Source organism: uncultured Fibrobacter sp. (assembly GCF_900316465.1).
GTDB lineage: Bacteria > Fibrobacterota > Fibrobacteria > Fibrobacterales > Fibrobacteraceae > Fibrobacter.
In genome coordinates this window covers 1-25,563 of the sequence record NZ_ONDD01000016.1, presented here as the reverse complement: position 1 = coordinate 25,563, position 25,563 = coordinate 1, and the positions used below count along the sequence as shown (strand labels likewise).

The window sequence follows — 25,563 nt, the reverse complement described above, 5'->3', positions numbered from 1 at the left end:
GCTATCTTTTCTACTTTTATTTTATAAAGAAGTTTCGATTTCTAAGGAAGAGTCTATGAGCATTTCGATGCAAGAAGTAATGAAACAGTCCGGTGTGGCATTCGGTACCAGCGGTGCCCGCGGCCTGGTGACAGCGATGACGGACCGCGTGTGCTATGTGTATGCGCGCTCGTTTATCAAGTACTGCGAGGCTAGCTACAAGTGCGATCACACGATTGCAATTGCTGGCGACTTGCGCCCGAGTACCGAACGCATTTTGAAGGCCTTGGTCAAAGCCGGCGAAGATTCCTCTTGGAAGGTGATTTACTGCGGCCGCATTCCGAGCCCGGCAATCGCTTTGTACGGTATCGATAAGGCTCTCCCGACCATCATGGTCACGGGTAGCCACATTCCGGCCGACCGCAACGGCATCAAGTTCAACCACCCGCAGGGCGAAATCACCAAGAAGGACGAACAGGGAATTGTTTCGCAGTCGGTGGATTTCGACGAAGCGATTTTCGATGCAAATGGCATGCTGAAAAATGCCCCCGCACTTCCGGCGGTCGAAACTGAAGCCGAAGAAAATTACTGCAAGCGCTATCCGGAATTTTTCGGTGCTAAGGCTTTGCAAGGCCTGACCATTGGCGTGTACCAGCATTCCGCCGTGGGCCGCGACATTGTGGTGAAAGTGCTCGAAAGCTTGGGCGCGACAGTCAAGCCTTTTGCCCGCAGCGAAACCTTTATTCCGGTGGATACCGAAGCTATCCGTAAAGAAGACGAAGACTTGGCCCGCGACTTTGCGCACAAGGATTTCGTGGATGCAATTTTCAGTACCGATGGCGATAGCGACCGCCCGCTTTTGGCAGACGATGTAGGCATGTGGCTCCGTGGCGACGTGCTGGGCATCTTGGCTGCCCAGGCGCTTGGTATCAAGCGCATTGCAACTCCTGTGAGTTGCAACACGTCGCTTGAAAAATCTGGCTCCTTCGAAAAGATTTGCCGCACGCGAATCGGAAGCCCGTACGTGATCGCCGGCATGGAAAGCCTGGTGGATGCAAACGACAAGAGCGTCTCTGTCGCTGGCTACGAAGCAAACGGCGGATTCCTGTTGCAGACAAACCTCACGCGCGAATTCATTGATAGCGATGGCCGCGGCGGTGAGACTCGCACAACCCGCACGCTCCCGGCACTCCCGACTCGCGATGCATTGCTCCCGATGATTGCCGTGATGGTCATGGTCCGCGAACAGAAAATGTGCGTGGTCGATTTGCTCAAGAAACTCCCGAAGCGCTTTACGCTCAGCGACCGCCTCAAGGAATTCTCGACCGAAACGTCGAAGGCGAAGCTCGCTGAAATCCGCGAAAAGAAACTCGGCGCCAAATTGTTCGGTGCCCTCACTGCAAAGCCTTCCAAGTTCAAGCCTAAAGATGGCCCGGCTCCGAAGCCCTTCCACGGCGAAGTCGTTTCCATCGATGAAACGGACGGCTACCGCATGGAATTCGATTCTGGCGATATCGTGCACCTGCGCCCCAGCGGCAACGCTCCGGAATTCCGCTGCTACGTGGAAACCGAAGCCAAGGACCGCTCCGCCGAGCTACTCGCTGGCTGCATGAAGATTATGGAAGGCTGGCGCAAGTAATTGCGAAATTCACTTTGCGAATCTCTTTAAGGAATGTCCGCGAAAGCGGACATTTTTTTTGTCTCAATACTTTATATGTTGTTTGTAATACATTTGAAAAAATGGAAAAATTTTTTGAAATTTTCCAATGTGTGACGTCGTGTATATACGCGATATTACTTGTCTAAATAGCATCATATCATCAAATTTTATTTTGTTAGAAATACGTTATTTTGTCTTGTTTTTTTTAAGTAAATAAACTACTTTTCGCGCCAGGTTACACTACATAAGGAGAACGAATGAACCATTTTCGTAAAATGGTCATGGCGTGTGCCATGGCTACCTCTGCATTCGCTGCTTCTGTCTATACGCTAGACGAGCAGTATTCACAAACAAATCAAACCGTGTTAAGGTTTAGGGTGGAGAATAACTCCGAAGACACGCTGCGTAACGTTGAATTGCGTTACAATGTGGTCCAGGATACCTCCGAAATTGCTCCGCCTGAACCGTATTATCTCCCGGGTGGTATGGCAAACTGGACGTTTGAAAGCGCCGACCATGCTACACTCGTTATTTATTTCCCGGACCTGACGCTGTATCCGGGCGATACCCTCGGCGGCATTTCTGGCTATTCGATTGGCCTGCATGGTAACGATTGGGTAACGTGGACCAAGTCTGATGACCCGTCTCAGCCGCAGTCGAACACTTTTGCCTTGGCAAATAATGTAAGTGTTTATTCCAACGGCCAGCCCATTCTGTTGGACGCGGGCAAAAAGACTGGTTGCCCTGTGGTCCAATTCGTCCAGGTCAAAAACGATTCCGTGTCGTTGCAGGTTTTGCAGCGCTTGAGCAACGATGCCTCTTCTATTGTTATTCGTAATGCAAATGGACAGACGGCAACGGTGAATCTGAACGATGCCGTGACGGATTCGTTCAATCAAAAGATTTGGAGCGGCGCTTTCCAGACGCAGGATCCTACAACGCACAAGGGCGAACTTTACGCCGAATGTGACGGAAAGCTCCTTGCCTACTTCGCATACGGCTGGACTCCGAACAATGCAACGGCTGCCGTGGCAAATAGCCTCTGGGAATCCGAAGAATCCTTCGTCAAGGCTGACTTTGACATGGGATTCAACCAGGGCCTTGCTGACGATCAGCGCCTCGCTCTGAACACGGATGCAGAAGGCAAGTACCTGGATGCACGTGTTATCGGCAACTGGAAATTCTACCGCGCATGGGAAGAACCGGGCGATAACGAAGTTCCGGTCATTCTGTCGCCGGCTCTGATGCAGTACAGCGAAGACGATATTGATTCGCTGACTCTCGAATGGAGTGCCGTCGAAGGCGTGGAATGGTATCGCCTGTTGGTGATCAAGGATTCCATCGTGGGTGACTCCGTGATCTTTACCGATACGGTTTACAGCGCATTCACCATGCAGACCGCTGTAAGGATTCCGACTCTCCCGTCCGGTGACTATGTGTGGTTTGCAGAACCCCTCATTGAAGTTGCCATGGACGAAGATGACGAAGATGAAGAATACTTCTCTGTCGCTGGCGATGAAGCTGCTCCGATTGTCACGAGATCCAACACTCGTATGTTGAAGCGTGGCTTCTTCAAGAAGTTGAAGAAGTGGGCCAAGAAGACCGTGAAGAGGGTAACAAAGTACGTGGCCCCGGTTGTCTATACGGTCGTTTATGGCGGCAACCTTTTCAGCAATATTTATGATTCCTTTGTACAGCGTTTGAACCCGTTCGGTGTGATTCAGATCTTCACGGGTGATGTGGAAATTCGCAAGAAAGAGATTTCTATTGCAAAGAACATGACGTGGTTGCAGTATTCGATTCAGTCTCAGTATGTCTACACGGCATTCCCGGCAGATAAGAGCGAATACATGAAGAACGCCTGCTTTGGCAATAGCGTATTCTGCGCGATGAAGGATACCAGAATGCTGGCTGAAAGCTGGAAGAACGGCTATAATTATGCTAACTGGGACAAGGTGTTCCCCAAGCGCGATTATAACGGCTCGAAGAATTATGCAGTGACCAACCGTTGCTGGCTTACCATGGCCCAGATGATTAACCATGCCAAGGGCGGTAGCGTTTCTGAAGACGAAATCATGTATGCCGTACGCGGCAAGTTGACGAATGTTGACGGCGGTGGTCCTATTGAAACCATGCAGGCCGTGAATTTCGCTCTCGACCTTGGCGTGTGGGACCAGATTACTTATACATCGCTTTTGAATTCTTATGCCGGTGCCGGTATCCTTCCGTCGGTTAGCGGTTGGTCGGTTGGCTCTCCGTTGCTCCATACCCTTATCGCAACACTTGAATCTGGTAATATCATCGGTGTGTCCCAGCTGAACGCCGGTAATGAAGGCGCCCATTCCATGGTGATTAATGGCTATAAGATCAAGATGGATGGTAAGGTCTATATTCACCTGTTGAATACGGACAATATGGGTGGTAGCGAATGGAGATACTATTGCAACATTGCATTCTTGGGAACGGATGTCATTGTGAAGCTTATCGGAAGCGGTATTGCCCACTTGATTGACAAGATTGCAGGTTCGAGCATTAGCGGAGATTTGTTCTTCAGTTACTACATTCCGCCTCTGTATGCTAAGGGTCGTAGCGCACGTTCGACAGTCTTTACTGATGCTGATAATGATGGTATTGTTGACTTCGATGAAACGACTCGCTTTGGTACCAGCGCAGTGAGCGAAGATACGGATGGCGATGGCATTAGCGATTACCAGGAATTGTACGATGCTAAGGCATGCGAAGTTGCTGGCTACACGACTGAACTGTATCCGGCTTTGAAGATTGATGCTGATGGCGACGGCTTCTGCGACTTCCAGGAAGAAGCTTATGTTGCCGGTGCCCGTAACTGCGAACGCTTCGATGCGGCTAAGTATCCTCGTAATGTGGCTCCGCAGTGCAAGAACCTCGGTGTTGCCTTGCTCGCTAAGGAAGACTTGTTGCTCAACGACAGATCTTCTTGCGTGACTTTGCTGGATACAACAGTATTCTGCCCCATTGCCTCTTACGGAACGGATTACAGTGGTTCCTATGGCGTAAGACTTGGCGTTAACGCTGCTGCAGGTAATATCTATTCTGCAAAGTCGGTGCTTCTGCGCGACAGGTCTTATGTTCACGGCTCTATTGAAACGGCTGGTTCTGTGGTACGCCAGAGCGGTACGGTACGCATTACCGGAACCGTGGTCGAAAATTCGACGCAGGCAGATGCCTATACTGCAGCATTTAGCCCCATTCTTGATAACGCTGTTCTTCATAATGCTGATTGGACCATTACTAGCCAGAGCGTTATTGATGCCGGCACGACTGTCTATTCTGGAATTTTCGGTCTTACGGGTAATACCAGTTTCATCTTCAATTCCGGCTCTGAACTCCGTTTCAACACGAATGGTCAGGTGGTCATTGGCTCGGTGAAGTTCCGCAAGAACGCTACGGTGTATGCACCGACTACTGGCAGCTATATCATGCATGTGGGTAACGAATTCCAGTGGAACGGTACGCTCGTTGGAAACATGGCTGATGCAGCCAAGCGTATTGCAGTGTACTACTACGGTACTGAACCTGTGTATATCCAGTCTGACTTTGCTGGTACAATTATCGCACCGAATGCAGACGTGATTATTGGCCAGTCTGGTAAGAACTTCTACGGTGCTGTGTATGCTAAGAGCATCGTTGTTCATCAGCAGACCAAGATCGTGTGGGTGCCCTTCGAAAACGAAACGAATACCGTTGTCGCTAACAAGGGAATTTCTAACTATATTTTGAAACTGTTATAAGGAGAACAAAAAATGCTTCGAGTCGTCAATTTACTTTTGGTATTGATCACTTTCGTCATGACTTCTTGTTATGAAGAAGAAACAGAGTGCTTTGATTCGAAGCGTTTTTTGAGATTGAATTTCATCACCTCATCAGATGTAGATAGCGTACAGTTCTATTTAGGCGGTAAACAGGTCTGTGTAGAACGCAATGAAGTTTCTAGCAGGGTTCTCTGCCGACTGTCTTCGGAAAGCGAAAGCATAGAAGATATATCTTTTTCAAAGGAATCAATGGATTCTTGCCTGGTGTCCGAGGATTATCCGAGATGGATTTACATTGGATGCGCTCTGGATGAAAAAGACAAAATTGGCACTGATTCGTTGGAATTGTCTGTACGCGTCTTTTCTGGTGAAAAGTCTGAAACTGTGAAGATGTCGGCTGGCGTTTTGGGCGGAAACCATTACAACGTAGTTTCTGAACAGGATACCAGTAAATGGTATGGCGCTATGGCATCTGCCTGGGTTTCTGGCTATAACTATTATGGACCTTCTTCTAGATGGAATAGGGTCGGTTGTTTTGACGGCTACTGCCTCGCAGCACATACGATTGACGAACAGCAGTTTTGCTACGACAAGTAGGCGTGAACAAATCATAAGAGGAATTTAAAATGAAAACATTAAAAACAAAAATGGCCGGGCTTGCTCTTGTTGCAGCAGTGTCGGCAACTCCGCTTCTTGCTTCCGAATCTTTCGGTGGTATTGGCGTGACCATTTATCAGACCCGCGATGGCGTTCAGATTGCTGAAGTGATTCCGGGTACTCCCGCTGCAGATTCCAAGCTGCAGGTAGGCGATGTCATTATTGCTGTTGACGGCGAAATGCTGGCTGGCAAGACCATTGACTATTCTAAGGAAAAACTCCGTGGTTTAAAGAACAAGCCGCTTGAAGTGACGTTTGTCAGCGGTGGCGAAACCTATTCTGCAACATTGCGCCGCACCCAGATTACCGTGAAGGACCTGGAAGGCGATAAGGTTTCGGCTTGGTACAATAACAAGGCCGAGCTCAATGCACAGGAAATCGAAACCTATGCAAGCGCTGCCGAAAACAGCAAGCAGCTGGTTGCCGTTCTGGATAACGGTTCCTTGGTCAAGTCCGAAAAGAATGTTGCCAAGAAGTCTCTGAATGGCATCTATGTGGATCGTGCAGATGAATTTGCACCGAAAACAGTTTCGCAAAACCTGAGCAAGGCTTCTTCTGCTGAATTGAAGGGCATTAGCCGCGCTGCCGTGTCTTTTGAATTGAAGTCGGCGGGCAAGGCTGTTGTCTCCATCATGAACGCAGACGGCGTTGTTGTGGCAAAGCTTGTGAGCGAAAACGCCCAGGCCGGTTTCAATTCCCTGAAGTGGAATTCCGAAAACGTGCCGAGCGGCCGCTACATGGTGACCATCGAACATAATGGCTCTGTCAGCGGCAAGAATGCTGTCTTGAAGTAAGACCGTTATTCCTTGATTAAAGAGTCCGTTGGTTTTCCAACGGACTTTTTTTGTTAAATGTCATGCCCGCGCAGGCGGGCATCTCCTATCTCGCCAGATGTAACTTCCTCATTATTTTTCCGAGGAGTTCGTTGAGAATATCCTTGGCATCTTTGCTTCCGAGGTAACGCTGGATAATCAGCGTGAGCGTGAAGAGCAAAATGCCGGCAGCGCAGGCGTATACAACGAGCACGACGAAGTTTGCTTCGCGCACGAATGCGCCCGAGACGCGGTCAAGTCCGACAGCGGCAGCAATCATGATGCCGAAGGCAACCAGGGCGCGGGCCATATTCAGCAAAGCTTCTTTCATGCCGTCGGTGCCGTTCTTTTTTGCCCACATGAAGATCATCGAAATCACTTGCAGCAAGGCACCGGTGGCGCCGATAATCGGCACGCTCTTGATGCCGAGTCCCACCTCGGGCGCGCCCAGCAGAATGTAGGCGGGAATCGTCGCGGCAAAAATGCCCGTATTCAAAAGCGTCGGCACCCACATACGTTCGCAGGCATAAAAACTGCGAACCAAAACCGCCTGCAGGCAAAGACCGAGGCTCACCGGCAAATACCAGCGCAGAATTTCAGAAATCGCCTCGGTCGTTTCGCGCTGGAAGGCACCGCGTTCAAACAGGATTCGCACCGCGGGGAAGCTGAGCGCCCACACGGCAACCACCGCCGGAATCAAGATGCAGAACATGCGGGAAAGGCTCTTCCAAATCTTGCGATTCAGCTGACCGAAATCGCCTTCTTTAACAAGGCGGGCCATGTCCGGGTAGCTCGTGACAGAAACAGAAAATCCAAAGACGGCCACCAGCGTGTACATCACGCGGTAAGCGTAATTCAAGCTCGAAATACCGCCCGTGCCAAAGTTCGCGCCAAAGCTTCTGATAATAAATTCAAGACCGAACATGGATCCCACACCAAGCGACATCGGGAGCATCATCTTGAAGTAGCGAACGATATCGGGGTGAGTCGGCTGCACCAAGAGCTCGTAATGCACGCCGCCACGCCGGGCGCCAAAAATCTGCAAAGCAAAGAATCCAATAAAGGCGCCAACCGGCACGCCCCAAGCAAAACCTTCCAGGCCGTATTCCGTGCCGGTGAACTTCTCGAGCGCGATTCCCAAAGCGCCGCCGCCCACAATCGCCACGTTGTAAATCAGGCCCGTCAGCGACGGAATCAAGAACTGCTTGCGGGTATGCTGCACCGCGACCAAAATACTTCCGACAAAAATGAAAACCTGTCCCGGCAAAATAATGCGGCCATAGTAAGCGGCGCGCTCGATAAGTTCCGGCGTGGCACCCTCGACCGTCAAGAGCTGCAAAAGCTCCTTCATCCAAATAAACGCGGGCACCACCAAAATCAAGAGTGCAATTCCGAAAGTATTCAGCACATTGCTAAAGAACTTCCAACCGCCCTTCTCGTCGCCGGCCACCTTGTAGCCCGTAAAAATCGGGATAAAGATGATAGACAAAAATCCGGTGCTCACCACGTGATTCAAAATATCCGGAATCATGAAGGCAAGGTCAAGCGCGTTCTTTTCGAGCGACACGCCCGCGGCATGCGCCAAAAGCATTTCGCGGAAAATTCCGAGCACGCGGCTCAAAAGCATCGAAACGGCAACGATAATAGCGGCTTTATTCATAGACTTGTAGATAATGATTAATGATTCGTCTTAGCTTGAATTTAGCAATTCTTTTATTATCTTTATGGCATGAAAAAGATTTTCTCCGCTATCCTTTCTCTGGCAGCGTTCTCGCTTGCCGCAAACGTTCAAGTCCTTGCCCCCGAAGGTGCTGAATTTGCGCCCGACGCTCCGAACATGGTGCAGTCCATTGTGCGCGCCTCCGTGAGCCAGACGGGCAACACCCCGGTCGATGGCAGCGCCGAAATTCAGCTGCGCACTAACGTGATGACCATGGGCTCTACCTTCGTGGTGGTTTGCGAACAGGTCAAAGACGGTACCGTTGTCGGTAGCGGCAAACAGAAGGCCGGCTCTGTAGACGACCTCGACGTGGCCATTGAAGGGGCTGTCAAGAGTGCGCTTGCCAACGTTGAAGACGATAACGTAAGTGCCGCTCCTGCTGCTCCTGCCGAAGACAATTACGCCTCTACGGCAAGCCGCTCGGAACCCGAAGTCATCGTGCTCGTGCCTGCCGACCGTAACGACGGCGACCCGAACGACAACTTTGCCCACAAGCGCCCCACCCGCAACTACGTGAGCTATGGTTTGGGTGCCGCCATGTGGCACAACTACGAACATCATTATACGGGATTGCATGTCAAACGTTCTTGGGAACAGGCTTTCGTATTCCACTACGCCCGTATTTTCGAAGTGATTCCGCAGGCCGCCATCACCATCGTGGACAACATGAACATGTCTTTCGGCGACGCTTGGCAGTTGCATGAGGTATTCTTGATTGGTGGCCGTTTCTTCCCGAGCACAGGAACCGTCACTCCGTTCTTGGGCGCAGGCGTGGGTCTTGGCGTCCAGTTCGATGAGCATTATGACGAAGGAAATGAAAGCTTTGCAATCGGTCTTGCCACCGGTGCAGAACTCGGCGTCATCTTCTTCCGCAATTCCGCCATTCAGCTCGAAGTCGGCCTCGCATGGGATGCCCTGTGGGATGGCTTTGAAAGCTTTGACCGTCGCTTCGGTGCCGGTAGCCTCTACATCGCAATCAACTACTAGTTGCTTGTAATAAAAAAAGAATTGGCAATAAATGCCAATTCTAAAAAAGGGGTTCAATAAGGAAATGCGGCAGGTTAGCCGTAGATGAAACCGAGTGTTACAGCAACGGCAACCAACAGCACGATTTGTTTGACGATTTGTAGTTCTCTCGTATTCATGCCTATAAGATACAATTATTGCCTAGCGAATGCCATATTGTAAGGAACGAATAATTTTACACCCGTAAACAGTGTGATGTAGCTTACATTACGAAAATCTTATTTCGCAAAATTCGCCGAAAATAGGCAAAATTATTTCAACAATTTTTCAGGAACGCATTCGGCCATGGCCTCGTACGCCTTGGCGCTGGGGTGCAAATGGTCGCCCGAATCGAACCCGTTTGCAAATGCTTTAGGGTTGTCGTGACCGCATACCGCCTTGTCAAAATCCACGCAGCCGTCAAAGTCAGGGGCAGTACGCAGCCACTGGTTAAACGCCATGCGAATAATGTCGCGGTTTTCGTTGTAGGTGCGCCAACCGTAAATCGGCAGCAGCGTGCCGCTGTAAATCTTGAGACCGAGTTTGCGCGCATGCGTAATGTAGAGTGAACGCACGCCGTTAATCAGGTCGTCGGCCGTGGGCATATCGCTCCAGGGGCGGAACTTGTTGACCTCGACACCCACCGGGTGAATAATATCGTTAATGCCGTGTTGCACAATCACCGTGCGGGCCCCTGCCACGTTCATTTCAATCGGGAATCGCGTGGCCCCTTTCAGGCCGTAAGCCGCGTAAGTAATGCAACTGTATTCGCGCAAAATGCGAGTGCCGCTCACCGCGCGGCGAATGATCGCCACGTTGTTAAAGCCTTCGCGTGCGCAACGGAGTGTCAGGTAATCAGGCCAGTCTTGCGCCGTAATGGAATCGCCGAAACACACCAGCGCAAAGTTCTTTTCCTCGGTAAAAATGTCGATGGTGTTCAGGAAGTATATCCAGTTCGTTTTGCGCGTCAGGTCGTCGGGGAGCGTTGCCGATTTTGCGAAGTTGCCGTAGCTGTACTTGCCGCCCGAAAGCGGGCCCGTGATGGCCGTGCCTGCATTCATCTGCGTAAAGTCTGCAAAGTACAGGCTTACGTCAAATGTTTCGCCCGCAGTCACGTCGAATGCGATCTCGTCGCTCAAGATTTCTTCGCCTGCGGGGATTGCGGCGGAGGTGTGGCCGCCGAATGTAATGGAGGTCGGGGAGTATGCGGCGCTTGAAGCGGATTGTGCGGACTTTGCGACGTATGCCTCGCTAATGGTCACAGGTTCTGTGCCAGTCAAGTTCGAAAAATGGAACCGCAACTTGTTGCCCGAAAAGCAGGCGCGAATCGGGTAACGGAGCGTCAAGTCTTTTGCGTAAGTTGCTTCTTTGCGGTCTGTAATAGAGGTCGCATTGCCCCAGCAAGCGACCCATTTCGAAAATTTCTCTGGCATACACCAAAGATAGCTAAATCAGCGTAAGCTTATAACTTCACGACCAAGCCGAAGGAGAAGGGGAGGGCAATTTCGTCATTGCTGAGTCCGCCATCGTCCATGTCGAGGTAGGTGTAATAGCCGCCATCGCCGGCATAGAATTCAAAGCCCGTTTCAAAGAACATTCCCAAGTGTTCATTGAACATGTGCTGCAGACCGAAACCGAATACCAAACGCCAGTAGTAGAAACGTTCTTCTTTGACGCCGCCCAGATCTTCATGGTAAATATGGTCGTTCGTTCTGCCGGTCAAGAATTCAGACGAATGGAACACGTACGGGCCGGTCAAACCGTTAAAGCGGTAAGCCACGCCCGCGCCGCCCATAAAGTCGTAGTCTGAATCGTAACCCAGCCAGTGCGCGTTTGCAGACAGGTGCCCGTTCAAGAACGTCTGTTCTACACCGACGAGTCCGTGGTAAGCTTGACCAAGCCCAGCAAAAATGCTGGTTTGTGCGAAACTGATGCATGCCAAAAGGCAAATAATTAGGGTGATTTTCTTCATTTGTTTTCCTCCTTAATTGAAAACTAGTCGTAATATACAAAATGTGGATGTAGAAAGAATGGTAAATTGTTATCTATGGCGATAGAAAATGAGCGAGATTTCGTACAGTAAAAAGAACGACCGGATTGAATGCGTGCGTTACAAGGATTGGCGCAAGTCGTACCCGCCGCACACGCATACCGGGCACATGACCGTGGGCTATATTGAAGAGGGCCGCGTTTGCATGGTGCTGAACGGTGAGGCGAAAATTTATGGCGCCGGAGAGCAGTTCCAGATTCCTCCGAATACGTTGCACGAAATCAAGACCGTAGGCGATGAATGCTATTCAATGGTGGTTCTGTGTACCGCGTTGGAGCCCGACGAGATTGTTGCTGAGGGTTGTGCGCGGGATTATGAAAGTACCGTCGCGCGGTTAGATGAATTGCAAAAAAGCATCCTTGAAAATCCCGAAAACATTTACCTGATAGAACAAATGGCGCATGATGCATGCATTAGCCTGTTCCACATGATACGCGAATTCAAAAAGGCCTTCGGACTCACGCCGCACCAGTTCCAGATGCAGTGCAAAGTCCGCAAGGCGCAAAAGTTGCTCAAAGAAAGGCCCGCAGCCGAGGTGACCTTTGACGCTGGGTTTTACGACCAAAGCCACATGGACCGCTGCTTTAAAAAAGTCGTCGGCCTTTCTCCGAAAGAATACAAGAAAGCGGTGAAGGATAGCTAACATCACTCTTTCTGTCATCCCCGCGTAAGCGGGCGGACAGCACTTAGCATTTTTAGTGCTTAGTGCGCATGGCCACCAAGGTGGGGATCTCCTTAACAAAGCGCTGGCATGAACTTCGCGAACAGATAAAGCCCCTGGTCGCCAGCATCTACCTGGTGCGGGACTTTTGCCGGCATAATCGAGATAACTCCCGGAGTATATTCGAGCTTGGCGCCGTCATTGACGCAAATGCCGCTGCCTGCGATAACCTCGTGGGTTTCGAGCTGGGTTTCGTGAATGTGCGTTTTGATGCTCTTGTTTGGCGCGATTCTCACCAAATGATAGCTGAACGTGCCGCCGGTTTCTTTCGCGTTGATGATATGCTTGAGTTCTACGCCCTCGAAAGTCGGGTGCTTGGACCAGACGATATCCTTGAAAGCGACCGTTTTGCCCGAGAGCCTAAGCTCGCCCTCGTTGAATTTTTCGAAAATATCGTTACCGAGAATAGCATTTTCCATGATTTTACTCCTTTGTTAATGTTTCGTTCGCGACGTTGGTTAAGTGCGCCGCGGTGATGCCCGAAATCTATACGAAGGGGTGCATGGAAAAATTGGACAAAATTGCGGAAAATTATACCATCCGCACGGAACAACCGCGCGACTTTAAAATCGTTGAAAACCTTACCCGCGAAGCCTTCTGGAACGTGTACCGTCCCGGATGCACCGAGCATTACGTGCTGCACTGCTACAGGAGCGAGCCCGACTTTGTGCCGGAACTCTCGCTCGTGCTGGAAGTGGACGGCGAAATCATCGGGCACGTGATGTACGCGTGGTCGCACATCGACGCCGATGACGGACGCAAAATCCGCATGATGACCTTCGGGCCCATTAGCATTCGCCCCGACTACAAGCGCAAAGGCTACGGCAAAATTCTGCTCGATTATTCCATGCGACTCGCCGCTGAAATGGGTGCTGGCTGCCTGCTGATTTGCGGGAACATCGCGTTCTACGGCAAGAGCGGCTTTGTGGCCGCAAGCTCCAAGGGAATCCGCTACGCCGACGACCCCGACAGCGACGCGCCCTACTTCCTCTGCAAGGAACTGCAAGAAGGATTCCTCGACGGAATCACCGGCAGCTACCGCGACCCCGAACCGTACTTTGTCGCCATGCGCAACCCCGAGGCGTTCGAGAAGTACGATAAGGAGTTTCCGCAGAAGGAAAAGCTGGTACTGCCCGGACAGTTAGGGTAACAAAAGGTCACTGAGCCTGCCGAAGTGCTCGTCGAAGTGACCGAGTAAAAATGAAGGGAGCTCGTGTTCAGTAGTTGTCAAGTATTCCTTGACAACTACTCATGTGCGGAATACGAACTACACGAACTCGACCACGAGCTGCTTGCCAAGGGCGTGCGCCAGCTTATAGAGCGTCTCGACGGAAGGCGAGCCCTTCGGAGTCTCGAAACGCTGGTAAGCCTGCGGGGTGATGTTTGCGCGACGCGCCACCTCGCTCTTCTTTTGTCCCCTGCGCGCTTCAAATAGTTTATATGCAATCTCGATTCGCGGGGAAAGTTCGACCGGGTAGAGCCCCTTGTCGGAATCGGGCATTGTCTTGGGGAGAATCATCGTGTTGCCGAAATCCAGGTCGCATTCCATCGCGCCGTCGAGGGCATCCTTCGCCTGCCTGAGGGCCTCCTCCTGCGTGTCGCCGAACGCGTTCACGTTGGGCAGGTCGGGGAACGAAACCACGAAACCCATGTCCTTGTCTTTCTCAATTTTCGCTGCGTAATTCATAGGTTTGGAGCCCAACCTCTTTTCTTTGCGTAGTCGCAGATTTCTTTAAACTTCATAGATTAAAATACAACATATTTGTTTATTTATCAATGGATGTGTTTATAAATTCTGGCTTATTTCGGCATTTTGGGCTCCTTTTACATAAAAAAAGGACCGCTCCGCCTTTATGCGGAAACGATCCATAATACCACCTTTTCTGGTGTTGGTGGAACATTTGGATTATTTGTGTATATATTAAAAGCATAAACTTAAGGGAAAAGAATATGTTAGTGTTTGATGAAATTGAAAAAGATGGAACAATCAAGTCTAATGTAGGCAATAAATTCAGAGAATGGCTTAGAGATGCTGTTAGTGTAAAAATAGCTTGTCCATTTATTTCGGAATCATTGAAATTTAAAATTATTGAGGCTTTAGAAGATAAGGACGTTCGACTTGTTTGTGACTTAGAGAATGCTGGCTGTAATCCAACAACAATACAAAAGATTTTGGAAGAAGTTGCTGACGAAAATAATGTACGTTATTTTAGTGGCTTGCATGCCAAAGTCTATATTTTTGATGACAAACGGCTCATTATTACGTCTGCAAACTATTCCAAGAATGGAATGGGTTGCGGAACTCTTGAGGCTGCGAATTTCATTGATACTGTAAATGGAAAGGGTTCTAAGGCTGCAGTAGATAAAGCCGTAGATTGGTTTGATGGCCTATTTGATAAATCACTTCTCGTATCTGAAAAAAGTGATGCTGAATGGGATCGCTTAAAGAGTCGGTTTGAATGGAATAAAAAACGAATTCGGCAAATTGAGAAAGAAGAAATAATCAAGGATAGTGTTGTTGACCTGTTGAAATTAGGAAAGGATGTAAATGATGTTATTTTTGTTTTATGGAGTGAAGATGATGATGGCTATCCAGAGATGCAAGAGTCTATAGAAAAAAATTATGGAATGAAATTCGACTTTTTAACAGAAGTATTGCCTGGTAAAAAGGGTGAACGAAAAAAAGAATTGCATTTTCTTGATACATTATATAAAACGCGAATCCGAGATAAAGATGCAATTATTTGTCAATTAACGCATAATGATGATGCCATAAGGAGTGGATGTATTAAAGTCGGCAAGATGATTGACATGGTTTATCGAAAAGGGAACACTTGTAGTAGGCAAAGTGATGCCGATAGTGTTTGCATGGTGTACAAAAAAATAAGGAAAGGAAAATGGATTTATGAACTCGATTCGTCAAATTGTACTTTACGAGAACTTATTAATTCTCGAATAAGGGATAATCTAGGGAAATGGGAGAAATTGGTTGATGCTAAAAAGGATGGCTATGTCACTTTCGCTGAAATGCAGAAATTTCTTGGCTATAGAAATTAGCTAACATCCAGAGAATGTTTGTCAATTGACCAAATACTTGCAACTCTATCCAATAAACTCCGATTTCTTCCCGTAGCTGGTAATGTAGGCGCCTTTTTGCGCGCGGGTCATTGCCACGTATAGGAGACATTTTTCGGAAGTGAGCGACTCCTGCTTACTAATTTCGTCGGTGTTTTTTATTGCGGACTTCAGAGGCATAACACCATTATTGATTGCCGCTACGAATACGTACTTGAATTCCAAACCTTTCACGCGGTGCATCGTGGCGACACGAATGCCGTCGTTTGAACGGTCATCTGATTTGTTCCGCTTGATTGCATACACCTTCATTCCCGCAGCGTTCAGGGCATCGCTGTACATATCCACATACTTCTGTGTTCTTGCTACAATGCAAATGCTACTTAGCGCTTCGCCTTCATTATTCAACCGCTTAATTTCATTGATTATGTAATCAAATTCATTGTCGAAGTCTTTGAAATTTTGAATTACAGGAGCGGTTCCGTGAGTTAGCGAACGGCACTTGTCTCCAACATCAAACGAGTCGTCTAAATCATCAAAGGAAATTCCGTTCAACAAGGCGAATGCGTATTTGCGAATTTCTTCTGTGGTGCGATAGTTTACTTTCAGATAGCTACTGCGTCCACGAATATTGATTCCGCACCGAGAAAGCATGGGCTTATTTTTATATATTCGCTGGTGAGAATCGCCGACAATAAAAATGTCGTTCTCTCGTTCCTCTCCGGCGAATGAACGAATCAGCCTGAACGCGTTGTCGCTGAAATCTTGAGCTTCGTCGACTACAATATGGGCGTATTTTGCTTTCTTGTTCTTTTGCAACAGCAAAGAGCATTCGTACATTGCCATGTTGGCATCTCGTACATGGTTTTCTCGCATCAAATTAATGTAGCATTCAAAGACCTTCCAAATGGCTAAACGCTTTTTTCTGTCTAGGCGAGTGCCACGTCCGACTCGGGGCGCCTTTACATATTTTTCTACGGTCAACGCCTCATTGGCAATTGCCACACGGTTCCATTCTTCTTCAAAGAAATCTACATCGAAATCCAGATTTTCGGATGCTTCTGCAACGGCTTCGCTCCAAAGTTTTTGAATGTCTTCACCGTATTTTACAACAGCAGAAAATCCTTGTTCCCTGAGATATTGGCTTACTAGAGCGTCAAAATTGATGACCTCGATGCGTCGCATTTCTTCGACAGAACAAATCTTTCTCAGGTTTTCCTTGATGTCATTAGCCAAATTTGCGGTAAAAGTGGTGAACAGGATTCTATCTTTGTCGCCCAGTTTGCTTGCAAGGTATTTTGCCCTATGCATGGCGACAACGGTTTTTCCTGTGCCCGCGCCGCCAAGGACTCTTGCCGGCCCAGAGAAATTTTTCTGGACCACCTTTCGCTGGGACGGGTGCAAGAATACACGCCATTTTTCAAGCGGCTCAGCCATAATTCTACGAAGTTCATCTTCGCCATCAACAATAACAAAACTCTTCTGGCTTTCGGGTGTTTCCAAGGCTGTTGCAAGGCTATCGGATTTTACGGTGCTTGCAGTGTTTTCTGCCACCATTTCCAGTACTTCGTTGACAGGGAAGCCTTCTACAATCCATGTCAAGTTTTCAAATGCATCGTGAGGGAAAACCTTCTCGGCATCAAAGAATTGTTCCTTGGTTTCGAGGCTCCTTGCAAAGGGCAACTGGATCTCGGGTAGGCTTAACTTTATTAAATCGGAATCGCTGACATCTGCAAATAAAAGTTTGACACTTTTTTTGACTTTTTCTTCGACTTGCTGGACGTCGAAAACTTGGACTGCGCCAGTTTGCGGGTTTACTTCGCAACGTTTTCTTTTGGCCCAGGCGTAGGCTTCGTCATGGTGATCTACCCACAGAAGCAAATAGACTCCGGTTTCCTCTTGGCGGACAACGATTCCGCGATAGGCGTCGTCAATACGGACGGAGTGGATCTTGTCGTCGATACCTCCGAGTTTTTCGTAATTGATTCCCGGAGCCTTTGGGTTATTGCGGAACTTGTTTACAAATTCGGTAACCTTGCCCTGAATTTTCTTGGGCAGCACTGCAAATGCAGAGAGAAAATCCGTAGATATTGCGACTTTTGCGGTATTAGCCATTAGTCATTCCTCCGAATAGGTCCTTGTTGTCCAAAGATTCTATTGAAATTATAATCCAGCCGTCTTTTTCAACGGCGTCTTTATCGGCAAGCTGCTCTTGCGTCATGAAGCATATTTTTTTGCTTGTCCAAGCCAGTTCCAGTGTGGCAATAACGGCTCCATTTTCGTTAACCAAATCGTAGCCGACTTCATCTGCGACGGGGATGTTTTGCGTTTTTGCTTTTTCTGCAAATTGTCTAGCTTCGTCATCAAACAATTCTTCAAGAATAACGCCCCAAGGCGTTTTTTCAATCGTAGTTTCTGCTTCTGCCTCTTGCGATGGAATGGGCATATGCAGATAAACGTTCTGGTTGATTCCTGTTGACGATACGGCGATAAACTTTTCCGCAAATTGCATGACATTCATAAAATGCCATAGTTCGTTCCAGTTTGATTCGTAATCATCTGCAGAACGCAGGATTTCGTCATCCCTCAGTACGCATGCAACAGGAACGGATGCGTTCTTATTTGCATCTGCTGTTGAAATCCCTGCATATATATCTAGATCTCGGAAATGTTCTCCGGGATTCCATTTCCCAAACATCGTGTTGCCAAAAGCGAATTCGGCATCGCAGTAGTGGGTCTGCTGGTCAATCCATTCTACCGTAGATTTCCAATCGTCAAACGCCTTGTCATTTTTGAATTTTGACATGTCGAGCAGAGACAAGGAATATGCTCTTGCTTGAGTCGCAAAGAGCTTTTCGGCTTCAGGTAATTCCATGTACTGAATCAAAAGTTCAAATGGAGTCATTGATTCCGGTTTTAGACAGCTTGCGTTTCCCGCATTAATTGTCGGGTTGTACATTTTTGTGCCCATCGGCATGTTGTTTGCGACAAGCGATGCCGAAGCGTAGTTGCTTTGTTTGAGTTGTTCTTGCTGAACATCCTTATAGCTTAGCGACCACACTCGATATTTACCGGAACGGCGTATTGCCTCACGTTTTAACGTATCAGCGGCGGCGATATCCTTATGGAATTGAAATCCATCTGTAAAAATGGCAATTTTCTTTTGTGAACCTGCATGCAAAGGAGTCAAGATGAAATCAGGCTTGCATTTAACATAAACGCCTTCGGTTTCGTCAAGTTCCACTTGGGGTTCTACAGACCATGTGGCCGTATGCTCGGCGGTTCGTATTGTTACGATATAGCCTTTCTTTCCGTTAATCATGTCGTCCGTGACATCGATTTTGCGGGAATCATTGCCCATAGAACGGAATGTTTCGACAAACATTTGTTCCAATTCGCTATCAAACAGTGAATTGACGGAGATGCTGCGGAGTTTGTCGATTTTCTTGATGTTTTCCTTGCCACTCAAAATGGATTTGATTAGGCGGATTGCTGTGCTCCGAGATAGGTTTCCAATCTTTTTGCTGTCGCGGTATGCAAAAAGGCAATGGTAGCAGCCGTCCTTTTGTGGGTCGTTTTTGCAGTTGCATTTTTCAAGAACATCTAGGGCTTTTTCGAAAATGCTTATCAATGCATTTTCATCGTGCATCAATTGCTTAAGGTAACCTGTTCCACCAGGAACCGAATCGTAGATTACCAGATATTGCTTTCGGAAATCCGCATTTTCTACGGGAACATCGCTCACAGTTGCACGCAGGTGGTCCACGTTTCCGAAATATTCCTTCATCCCTAGCATAAAGGCTGCTTTAAAGGAATCTGTACGAGTCTGTGTGGGTTCTGTGGTTGTTGCGGGAATCAACAGTCGCAAAATTTCTGTATCGAATTGGCGATACAGAAATAAGCAATCTTCATAAACGGATTCAGTTTTTGGAATGTCCGATTTTTTGTATTTGCAGGCATAGCTATGCTGGGCAGGGCCTTTTTCGGGCTGGATTTTTCCACAGCATTTGCAAACCTTGAAACCCTTGCGAATGTCTTCTACTCCCGAAATCCTTAATTTATCGCCGAAGTTGTCGCTTTCGCCAAAATTGATTTCGCGGAGGGTCGCTTTTTTCACGAACTCATAACCAAATGGGAACTCGTCATTGTCCATTTGGTATGCACTTTGAATATCGTGGTCTTCGTCGACATCTACAAGCAGCTGCTTACAATAGAATACGTTGGCCCGATCTTCACTTTCGTCGCCAATCATGCTCTTGTTGTAGTCGGAATTGGAATAAACCAGTTGAACCTTGAGCATTGAGCGGACTTGATTGTAGTCTGCCCAGCCTGTGCAACCACAGTTGGGGCATGCGGCCCTATTTGTCACTTCGGATTCTAACTGGGCGTGCGAACAGTTAGGGCAAAGTCTCCACTTGGCAGATTTTGTTGTCGATAGATCAATCTGGTCTATCGTCAGCTTGCGTCCGCCTGCATAGAAGCTGTTCAGCGGAGCGAATTCGCTAATCGCCGATGCTGCGGGTCGGTTGTATTCGTAAACGCGTTTCTCGTAACGGCGTTGTGTTCCATCGCTATCGGTAGATTCTGCCTGCTGGATTTTTCGGCTTAATACGGCCTTTAGGTAAACTCCTGCTTCCGGGAAGGCGTAATTGGGCAGCAGGCCTTCGTCAGAGAAGAAATTGAAAATATCTTTTCGTCCCAATTCGCGAAGGACATCGAGCAATGCTCCGCGTTCTGCTTTCAGTTCTCGTATTTGCTCGTCATATGAACTGTCTTGCGGTTTCGCCTTAAGTTCATCAATCTGTTTTTTCAGGTTCCTGCAATTTGCCTGTAACGATGCTTTCTGTTTCTTTTGAGATTCGAAGGATTCCAAAATTTTCAGATACATCGGGCTTTCAGTATCGCTATTTCCCCGTGCGAATAATTCCAATTCACGTACTGTTGCATCGTCCAGTTCATTAGAGAACATTTCCTGGAACGAACGCAACTGCTTGTTGAGCGTATTCTTGACAAAGGCAAGGAAGTTGAACGGGAATGTTGCCGAATCGCGCTTATCGAGTTTTGTAAGAACCATGCCGATATTGCGAGGAATAGCGTCTTCGGGAATGCCTTTGCGAATCCAGGAATCAAGGCAGAAAGCCAGGAACTGACGGCTCAGAACTGCGGAGGCCTTCAAGAATACCTTGGGCGGTGCGACAGTCCCCTGAATCATGTCCATCGGATCTGCATAGAAATACAGATCATGTGGCTTTGCGTTGGCAACAGATAAGGTCAAGGCATTCCCGTCGGTACGGCCTGCACGCCCTGTACGTTGCACATATTGTGCTTGTGCGGGTGGAATGCTGCAAAGAACTACTGTTGAAAGGTCGCCGATGTCGATACCCATTTCCAGGGTCGGCGTGCAAGAAAGTAAGTTCGGGTCCCAAATTTTGTGGGAGTCCTTTTTGCGCTTAAAATCGATTTCGATTTTTTCGCGAGTATTGCGTTCCAGCAAGCCCGTATGCTCGGCTGCGTTTACCCTGGCTAAGTCGCCCCGGCTATAAAGATTTCCATAGTAATCCTGGGAAATTTCGCCTGTTGTATTTACAATCTTTAGTTTGAACTTGTTTAGGCCATAGGCGATATATCCATCAGGATTTCCTATGGCTTGTAGAATATTTGCATTGATGAGTTCGTCTGCGATTATATTTGCAATTTGAACTGCACTATCTGAATTTTTCAACAATTCAGTATTTGCTTCTTCGATAAGCCTGGTGTATTTGTTATCGGCAAAGGAATCAAAGTAAGATGACTTCGGCTTTTTTGATTCGACCTTTATAGGAATGTGCGGAACATTCAAATTGCCCTGTTTGCCGGGCATCCAGAGGTGTTTCTCGTTTGTCAACAGGTATTCTGTTCCGGAGACGACAAATCCATAAAGCGATTCGTCGTTAAATGCTCCGTTTGTGCGCAGCGTATTCACAAATTTTTTTACGATATCGAAAACTTTTTCAGGAGAATCAAAACTGCGTGAGCCAAGTTCGTTGACAATTCGCTCGCGAACAATTTCTGCGACATGCTGCAGTTCAGAATCGTCAAATTCAATGGAAATGCAATGTGATTTTTCCAGTGTGCGGCCAATATTAGACTTGATGCCGATTTCTAACATCAACTCGTAACGTAAACGCTTTTCGATCAAGTTGATTAAGTTTTGTGTCTCTGCATTATTGGCGAGGGTGCGCTTTGCAAGCATCTCTTCGTATGCGGGCATCCATACCATATTGGGCGGAATGAAGAAACTTACGAAATCTTCATTGCTCATTTTACCGTGCCAATATTCTACAAAGTCATCTTGGAACGCTGCAAAATTTTTCCCGGAACCGCCGTCTTGCACGTAATGTTGTATTGCCGTTCGTAATCCGAAATTCCAGGTGCGAGCGTTAAAGAATCCAGCCCTGTGTGCTGCGTCCTGCACGCTATCAGAGAAGGCTAGCGTCTTTTTATCGTCGTTGAACCTGGAGGCGAACATTTGCGAAAGAGTCGCACTGATTTCCGTGGTGCTGCGCAAGCCCATCAACGAAAGGCCTCTACGGCTACCACAGAACGGGCAGGCGTACATTTTGCGTTCACGACCGGTAGAAGACGGCTTTAGTGGAATTACAACTTGTATAGTATTGGTGCCGCATTTTTCGCATTGTTTGACATTTTCGTTCAATGCGACCTGTAAACAGTGCGGACAAATTGTCGATTTTTGGAATGTCCCCGTTCCCTGAACTTGTTTACCCGGGAATAGCATCGCGATGCGGTCGTCGGCTTTAAAGTAGCGGTTATAGAAAGCGTCTAGGTTTCCGACAGTAGCATTGTTCCGTTCGTTTAAAAGGGATACCCATCCCGTTGCGCCACAATCTCTGCAGTTTACCACAGGCAGATAATGCTTTGCCTGTTCCTTGTTCAGGTCGTTGGCGATAGAATACTGGATATCGTTTTCAGAAACGAGAGCGACTAGACGGCGCAACTCTCGCATCCACAATTGCACCTGGACGTTCAGGAAAGGCCTTGGCTTTTTTTCGGGAGTCCCTGTTCTTGCATGTGATATTAGGGCGAACAGAGCGTTGAGTAAGGCGTCGGGATCGTTGACGGAAGTAAGTTCAGGATGTGTATTTTTTAGCGGCTCGATAATCTGTGCAATTTGAAAAAATGATCCTCCCATGAACTTGATTACATCTTGTAACAAGGCGTGGTGCATCAGCATTGAGCTGAGGCTGATTCGCCCTTCAGGAGTTGCGAGGTCATCATTAAATTCAGGGAAAAAGCATTTGACGGCGAAATTCAAATAGCAAGCTTCGTCGCCTTCGGTCACGAGTCGGTTCAGTTCATCAAGCTGTTCGGAATTTGGTAGTGCGTTAAATGTTCTTTCGCTATGCTCGAAAAATTCCGATGGTGTCAGACGGTCTTCAGTAATGACACAGTCATTGTCAAATGTTTCTCCGAAAACTTCTTGCGCATATTCGCGAATCTTTTGCGAATTGTCTTTCGACCCCATCGTTGCGGACGTTCCAATACAGCACAGGAACCCTTTTTGAATAAAGAGGCGGGCCTTGAGTCTGCGCAAAAGGCAGGCGAGGTCTGTGCCCTGAGCTCCGTCAAAGGTGTGGAGTTCGTCAACGGCGATATACTTGAGCGTTTCGGGCTTGTTGTCTTCCCAGAGGGGAGCGTCCTTCGGGCGAACCAACAGGTAGTCCAGCATCTTGTAGTTAGTCATCAAGATGTCGGGCGGATTGTTCAATATGGTATCATGGTCCGTAATGACATCTGTTTCGGTCATTACTAGCGAAGGTTTTTCTTCTTGGCCACCGACAAACATGCCTGCGGTCACGTTGCCCTTGAGTTCCGGGCTATTGAAAATGAGCGAAGCGATGCGCTTTGCCTGGTCGGTCGCCAGGGCGTTCATCGGGTAAATCAGTAGTGCCTTGATTCCCTTTTCGCCGCGATGCTTGTAGCAATATTCTAGAATCGGGTAAAGGAAACATTCCGTTTTTCCGGAACCTGTGCCAGTCGCGATCAGGGAGGAACGTCCGTCGTCGCCACAAAGCCTTTCGAAGGCCTTGGTCTGATGGATGTAAGGGATGTCCTTGGAATGGATCGACTCAAAGGGGTATTCCGCTTTCTCGGTAGTGCGAAACGGCAACTTTACTGCGATAAAGGGCTCGTGATTTACCGCATTTTGGCCGGCTAGCATTCGTTCCACGGAACCCTTGAACGGTTCGTTTGCCATCGGGAACGTCGTCTTGATGTAGTCGCCCAGACCTTTCTCGATCTGCTTGGCCAGAATGCTCGGAATCATAAAAAAAATTGCCCTTATGGTTATAAGGACAATATAGTTTAGAAAGGGCCCTTTGATGTTACTGTTTTGGCTCGATTACGGAAAATCGCCCTAGTTCAGCCACCAATTCCATGGTGTCCTTTTTATAAATGTTCAAACAGACGTTTGACGGTCCTTTGAGTAACAGTCCCACATTTAGAGGTAGCGGGAAGTGTGTGGCGCCGTCTTTCTTTATCTCAAGAGTCATCTCTGGAACAAGGGATTTGCCATTGTCAACTTCATCTTTGACAATATATAAACCGGCGTCTGTTTCGCGATCGACCTCAAGGGTAGAGAAAATGCTGAGGAAAACGGGGTTAATCCAGCGGGTTTCTGCAGGCAAGTTATTGACAATGGCGTCTGTGCCGAACACGCCAATCAGCATGAACTTTCCCGTGTTTTCTTGACGAACCTGTTCGCAGAGAACAAAAGATTTAACCTTCATTTTATACCTCCAACAAAGCTGGTTGGGCGAAATTGGCCAATCCGGAATTTTCAGTATTTTCAACATTATTCATTGCAACTACTCCGAATGCGGAGAATGAATCCGTATTCACATAGAAAGACTTTGCTGCAGAACTCATTGCAGCAATCTTATCTAACGTCTTTTTGACAATGGCCTTGCGGGCATATGCTTCATTAAAGCCTGCCTCCGCAGCAAGGGTCAGTTCCGGCAAAATAGACATGAAGCGAGACAGCGCAATTGCCGCTGCCGACAGCTGGACTCCTTGCTTCCAGCGGTTGATGGTGTGCGGGGCCAAGCTCAAGGCCCGTTCCAGGCGGCTATCGGAATAGCCGTTATCGTTAACTTTTTTCAGCAGGGCGGGGACGCTTTCTTTAGCTCGCTCGAGCATTCTGCTTTGCACGATTTTTTTCGGTTCGGAATCCAGCAGAATGTCCGACAGGCAGTCTTTGCAATGGCATACGGAGATTTCTTGCAGGACTGATTCCGCGAAAGGCACGGTCAGTTTTCTGTAGTCCTTTTTAATCTCGATATTTTCAGAATCGCAAACAGGGCATTTTGTAGTCATAAGAACCTCTATAGTATCGGGAAACGGTTGTCCATTTTTAATGACTTAATGAACATTATCGTGATAATCTTTTCATCCTTTTGGTTGGTCTTTTCGCATAAAGCTAGGTAGTAGTGTTGATCATTGTAGGGAATGCTGTAGGCGTATACTGGGGTTCCGACAACGCCGACTTCAGGTCTGCGCAGGGGTTTTACCTCCAGGCATTCGGGTGTTTCCTTGATCTGCAAAAGCCATCGACAAATATCCTCGCGGGGATTGATGATATTCAGTCGGTAGCTCACCTCTTCGGTTGGGGCCTTGGCGTATAACTGAATCCGTGCGCGCTTCTTTTTGCAGTAATCCAGCAGTTGCAACCATATTTCGACAGGGTCCTTCGGAGGTGTGGAAAAGGCTACGATTTCGTCGTTTTGCGCTTCCATACGCCTCCTATTTACACATTATGTGTAATAATATACAATTTTGGCAACAAAAAGACAACCCCAACGGGCATAAAAACCTCCAAAACAGCATTTTTAGGCGATATAGATAATGTGGCCGACTCTGGGCAAACAGGGGTACAAGCATATAATTCCTTTCCGCAGACAAGCATGAAACTGCGGCGCATACTGCACAAATATACACTAAAAGAATGGCTCTGTCAAGAGAAAAAGGCGATTTTTTATGAAATATATGGGAAATTGTGTTCTGATTGCGTTTTTAACTTTGTCTAGTCGAACTTTAG

The 25,563-nt window shown here is 47.9% G+C and carries 18 protein-coding genes; 8 read left to right on the top strand and 10 right to left on the bottom strand.

Going from position 1 to position 25,563, the window contains the following annotated elements; genetic code table 11:
* Positions 1-55: 55 nt before the first annotated feature.
* The 4 genes from QZN53_RS07780 (at position 56) to QZN53_RS07765 (ending at position 6,881) form a co-directional block, all read left to right on the top strand.
* Complete coding sequence (locus QZN53_RS07780) at positions 56-1,618, top strand: phosphomannomutase (protein ID WP_163438458.1); 1,563 nt, start codon at positions 56-58, stop codon at positions 1,616-1,618.
* 278 nt (positions 1,619-1,896) lie between these two features.
* Positions 1,897-5,409, top strand: a complete 3,513-nt coding sequence (locus tag QZN53_RS07775; protein ID WP_163438457.1) for a hypothetical protein — start codon at positions 1,897-1,899, stop codon at positions 5,407-5,409.
* Positions 5,410-5,517: 108 nt separating this feature from the next.
* Positions 5,518-6,027 carry a hypothetical protein gene (locus QZN53_RS07770; RefSeq protein WP_163438456.1) on the top strand — a complete coding sequence of 170 codons (510 nt, stop codon included), beginning with the start codon at positions 5,518-5,520 and terminating at the stop codon, positions 6,025-6,027.
* Positions 6,028-6,056: 29 nt separating this feature from the next.
* Positions 6,057-6,881 (top strand): PDZ domain-containing protein, encoded by an 825-nt coding sequence (locus QZN53_RS07765; protein ID WP_294652346.1) that lies wholly within the window; start codon positions 6,057-6,059, stop codon positions 6,879-6,881.
* Between the two features lie 85 nt (positions 6,882-6,966).
* On the opposite strand, the gene murJ is transcribed toward QZN53_RS07765, so the two are convergent.
* Positions 6,967-8,559, bottom strand: a complete 1,593-nt coding sequence (gene murJ / locus QZN53_RS07760; protein ID WP_163438455.1) for a murein biosynthesis integral membrane protein MurJ — start codon at positions 8,557-8,559, stop codon at positions 6,967-6,969.
* Positions 8,560-8,628: 69 nt separating this feature from the next.
* Between murJ and QZN53_RS07755 the strand changes: the two genes are divergently transcribed.
* Entirely contained in the window at positions 8,629-9,606 is a 978-nt protein-coding gene (locus QZN53_RS07755; protein ID WP_163438454.1) for an acyloxyacyl hydrolase, read from the top strand.
* A 290-nt stretch (positions 9,607-9,896) separates the two neighbouring features.
* On the opposite strand, the gene QZN53_RS07750 is transcribed toward QZN53_RS07755, so the two are convergent.
* Together QZN53_RS07750 and QZN53_RS07745 are read right to left on the bottom strand one after the other, a co-directional pair.
* On the bottom strand, positions 9,897-11,057 hold the full coding sequence (locus tag QZN53_RS07750) for an SGNH/GDSL hydrolase family protein (RefSeq protein ID WP_163438453.1): 1,161 nt from the start codon (positions 11,055-11,057) through the stop codon (positions 9,897-9,899).
* A 29-nt stretch (positions 11,058-11,086) separates the two neighbouring features.
* The gene (locus tag QZN53_RS07745) at positions 11,087-11,596 is read right to left on the bottom strand and encodes a hypothetical protein (protein ID WP_163438452.1); all 510 of its coding nucleotides are present in this window, start codon (positions 11,594-11,596) and stop codon (positions 11,087-11,089) included.
* An 88-nt stretch (positions 11,597-11,684) separates the two neighbouring features.
* Here QZN53_RS07745 and QZN53_RS07740 point away from each other — a divergent pair, with 88 nt between their 5' ends.
* Complete coding sequence (locus QZN53_RS07740; protein ID WP_163438451.1) at positions 11,685-12,317, top strand: AraC family transcriptional regulator; 633 nt, start codon at positions 11,685-11,687, stop codon at positions 12,315-12,317.
* Between the two features lie 92 nt (positions 12,318-12,409).
* Here QZN53_RS07740 and QZN53_RS07735 read toward each other — a convergent pair whose 3' ends face one another.
* Positions 12,410-12,814 (bottom strand): cupin domain-containing protein, encoded by a 405-nt coding sequence (locus QZN53_RS07735; RefSeq protein WP_205428131.1) that lies wholly within the window; start codon positions 12,812-12,814, stop codon positions 12,410-12,412.
* A gap of 83 nt (positions 12,815-12,897) precedes the next feature.
* Between QZN53_RS07735 and QZN53_RS07730 the strand changes: the two genes are divergently transcribed.
* Positions 12,898-13,545: a GNAT family N-acetyltransferase gene (locus tag QZN53_RS07730; RefSeq protein ID WP_163438450.1), complete on the top strand. Its 648-nt coding sequence runs from the start codon at positions 12,898-12,900 to the stop codon at positions 13,543-13,545.
* Between the two features lie 117 nt (positions 13,546-13,662).
* Here the strand turns inward: QZN53_RS07730 and QZN53_RS07725 are convergent, their stop codons facing one another.
* Complete coding sequence (locus tag QZN53_RS07725; RefSeq protein ID WP_163438449.1) at positions 13,663-14,082, bottom strand: type II toxin-antitoxin system HicB family antitoxin; 420 nt, start codon at positions 14,080-14,082, stop codon at positions 13,663-13,665.
* A gap of 263 nt (positions 14,083-14,345) precedes the next feature.
* On the opposite strand from QZN53_RS07725, the gene QZN53_RS07720 reads away from it, so the two are divergent.
* The gene (locus tag QZN53_RS07720; RefSeq protein WP_163438448.1) at positions 14,346-15,452 is read left to right on the top strand and encodes a phospholipase D family protein; all 1,107 of its coding nucleotides are present in this window, start codon (positions 14,346-14,348) and stop codon (positions 15,450-15,452) included.
* A gap of 45 nt (positions 15,453-15,497) precedes the next feature.
* On the opposite strand, the gene QZN53_RS07715 is transcribed toward QZN53_RS07720, so the two are convergent.
* From QZN53_RS07715 to QZN53_RS07695, 5 genes are read right to left on the bottom strand one after another with little or no spacing between them, the layout of a single operon-like run.
* A complete protein-coding gene (locus QZN53_RS07715; protein WP_163438447.1) occupies positions 15,498-17,585 on the bottom strand; it encodes a UvrD-helicase domain-containing protein in 2,088 nt (695 codons plus the stop codon).
* Complete coding sequence (locus QZN53_RS07710; protein WP_163438446.1) at positions 17,578-23,793, bottom strand: DEAD/DEAH box helicase; 6,216 nt, start codon at positions 23,791-23,793, stop codon at positions 17,578-17,580. The genes QZN53_RS07715 and QZN53_RS07710 overlap by 8 nt, the downstream gene beginning before the upstream one ends.
* A 58-nt stretch (positions 23,794-23,851) precedes the next feature.
* On the bottom strand, positions 23,852-24,256 hold the full coding sequence (locus QZN53_RS07705; protein WP_163438445.1) for a hypothetical protein: 405 nt from the start codon (positions 24,254-24,256) through the stop codon (positions 23,852-23,854).
* A 1-nt stretch (position 24,257) separates the two neighbouring features.
* Positions 24,258-24,842, bottom strand: a complete 585-nt coding sequence (locus QZN53_RS07700) for a hypothetical protein (RefSeq protein ID WP_163438444.1) — start codon at positions 24,840-24,842, stop codon at positions 24,258-24,260.
* An 8-nt stretch (positions 24,843-24,850) separates the two neighbouring features.
* The gene (locus QZN53_RS07695) at positions 24,851-25,261 is read right to left on the bottom strand and encodes a hypothetical protein (protein WP_163438443.1); all 411 of its coding nucleotides are present in this window, start codon (positions 25,259-25,261) and stop codon (positions 24,851-24,853) included.
* Between the last annotated feature and the right edge of the window lie 302 nt (positions 25,262-25,563).